Origin of the sequence: Armatimonas sp., from assembly GCF_031410135.1 — a bacterium.
GTDB lineage: Bacteria > Armatimonadota > Armatimonadia > Armatimonadales > Armatimonadaceae > Armatimonas.
On sequence record NZ_JANNYP010000166.1, the window covers coordinates 1 to 2,323 of the forward strand.

Below are 2,323 nucleotides of genomic sequence, written 5' to 3' on the forward strand. Positions count from 1 at the left end.
ACGACCATCTCACGAAAAGTATTGACGGATACTGAACAGTCGGATTTATCACGGAAACATAGCGAATCAATGTTTTCCGTGCTCTGAACGGGCAGATTTCAGCCAACTATACCTTTCCGGGGCGTTGGGCAAAGAACCCCCTCATGGGTTCTTGTGCCTCTGGGCTGGATGAGCCTACAGAGCGCCCGGAACTGCCACCAGAGCGGAACACTCCAGGCAGGTAGCTGGCCCGAACTATTGGCAAAGATGGCAAGAGCCGACCCGCGACAATGCCAGCGCGAAGCAAGCCGCTGAAGTTGCAGAGGTTTTGTGTCCAATTGGACACACTCTTTCTCAAATCTCTACAATTGTAGAGATTTTACCTACTACTGAGTCTCAGGTGTTGCATTTGCAACACCTGATTAAGTGTCCCGAAAAGAAACATAACCAAGGTTATCGGACAGAAACAATAGTTTGACAAACACTTCCGATAGTGCTCATAGATAGAAAAAGCCCCCGGAGGATTCAGCTCGGGGGCTTCGTTTTCGGCTCGTGGCCGTCGTTTGGCGAAGGTTTCTAGGCGTCGGTCTCCTTTCTCTGGGTGTTTGCCTACTTCGTGAGCTCCAGGATGGTCTTCACTGTGGGCATTGCTTTGGTGACTTCCTCGGGCTTGAAATTGTGATTGCTGGCGAAGGTCTCCCAGGTCTGGACATACTCGATGGTGCCGTCTACCATCATGGTCTCTTGCGTCTCGGGGTCTTTGACTTTTTCGCCTGTCTCGGGATCGGTGACAGGCACTTTCCCGGGGCGCTGTCCCATTGGCCACGACTCAATCGGGCCGTGTAGTTCGAGCTGCACTAAGACAGCGGAGACAACTACGGCGGCGCGTGTTCGTGGTGTCTGAGGGCTTTGCCCCTTGGCGATTCTGCGGGTTTGTATGAGGGATAGGACGGTGGCAAGGTCGCCGGTCTTGGCGGTTGCCTTTGCGCTGGTCTCCAGTGCGGTGAGCTGCTCGGGGTCAAGCTGTGGCAGGTTCTGCACTTTGGTATTGACTTGGAGCGCGATTGGTCGTACGGTCTCATCGGGTCGGCTTTGTAGGCTGATGTTCAACATGGTTTTGTCTTTCTGTGGTCATTGGGGAAGGCAACTCCTTCCCCTTAGATACTCCGCTGGTCAGTGCTTAGGCGGCTGTCTCTCTTCTGCGGGTGTTTGCTACTTTCACGCTGCTAAAACGCTTCATCAGCTCGGCGACAATCACCATGCGCTTGCCGGTTATCATCGTGATTGGTAGCGTCCCGTTTGCTGCCAGCTCATAGATTTTCGTATTGCGTAGCCCTAGAAGCTCGCCCGCTTGGGGGATCGTGATTACAAGCATCTGCTTGTAGGCCGCGAGGCGCTCGGACTGGGGCAGGGCATCAATGCCTTTGACCGTCTTGCCGCGTCTTGTTGTGGGTTCTGGTTCTATCGTGATTCTCATGATGGTGTCCTATCTGGGGGCATAAAAATAATTACTGCGGATGGGAATGGGGCTGAGTTTTCTGCTTTCCCGAACTTCAGTCGGCCTTTCAAATAACGGATTTCTTTTGCTTTCACGGCGTAGTCATGCCACCATCGAGTATCAGTTCTTGCTGGCACTAAGCAAACGACCGTTGCCCCTTCCTCGGCGCTCTCTTTGGCTTTCTTCATCCAGTCGCCGATTGTGCGGCCATAGGGCGGGTTCATCCAGCAGACTCCTTCCCACTTCTGAGCAAGTCCGTTTTGGGTAGGAGAGAAGAAGCGGGGGCAACGTGCATTTTCTGCGATGGCGCAAACATCGAGTTGAAAGTTGAATTCGGCGTGAAGCTCGGCGAATAGCTCGGGCGGCGTAGACCACATATCTGTGTTGCTCTTAAAGTGGACTGATACGCGCTGATGCTTTTTTCGCTTGCGGTATGCGGCTTGTTTTTCAGCGTTACTGCTATAAACTCGTGGTCGCCCAATTGCTTGATTTTTCATGATTTCTTTCTTATTTCGTAACACGTTTTTCTGTTACGAAACTCTGCTTTATTGCATCTTGTAGGAAATGCCATGTCTTCTTTTTGCGTTTTTAGCGCAGCAAAAAAGTGCGGTTTTGGGGGAGTTGGCGAAGGCTCCCCCTTGGTCTTCGTCTATGCTTGCTTTCTGGCGCGGAATGCGGCCACGAGCCCGAAGCGGAGTGCGAGGAGCATTACGAGGGGTAGAAGCTCGGTCATGCCTTCAAGCTCCTTGTCTGCTCGCGCTGGGCGGTGATCCAGGTTTCCAGCTTGACACAGAGCCTCTCGGCGGCCTCAGCGTAGGCTACTTGGTCGGCAAGCTGTTCGGCGGC

At 53.1% G+C, this 2,323-nt stretch carries 3 protein-coding genes; all 3 read right to left on the reverse strand.

The genetic code is table 11. The features are described 5' to 3' along the window. Window positions 1-588: 588 nt before the first annotated feature. Complete coding sequence (locus tag RMO15_RS05915; protein ID WP_309709156.1) at window positions 589-1,092, reverse strand: hypothetical protein; 504 nt, start codon at window positions 1,090-1,092, stop codon at window positions 589-591. A gap of 67 nt (window positions 1,093-1,159) precedes the next feature. Next, a complete protein-coding gene (locus RMO15_RS05920) occupies window positions 1,160-1,456 on the reverse strand; it encodes a hypothetical protein (protein ID WP_309709159.1) in 297 nt (98 codons plus the stop codon). Continuing rightward, entirely contained in the window at window positions 1,453-1,974 is a 522-nt protein-coding gene (locus RMO15_RS05925; RefSeq protein ID WP_309709163.1) for a DNA N-6-adenine-methyltransferase, read from the reverse strand. The genes RMO15_RS05920 and RMO15_RS05925 overlap by 4 nt, the downstream gene beginning before the upstream one ends. Window positions 1,975-2,323: the final 349 nt, after the last annotated feature.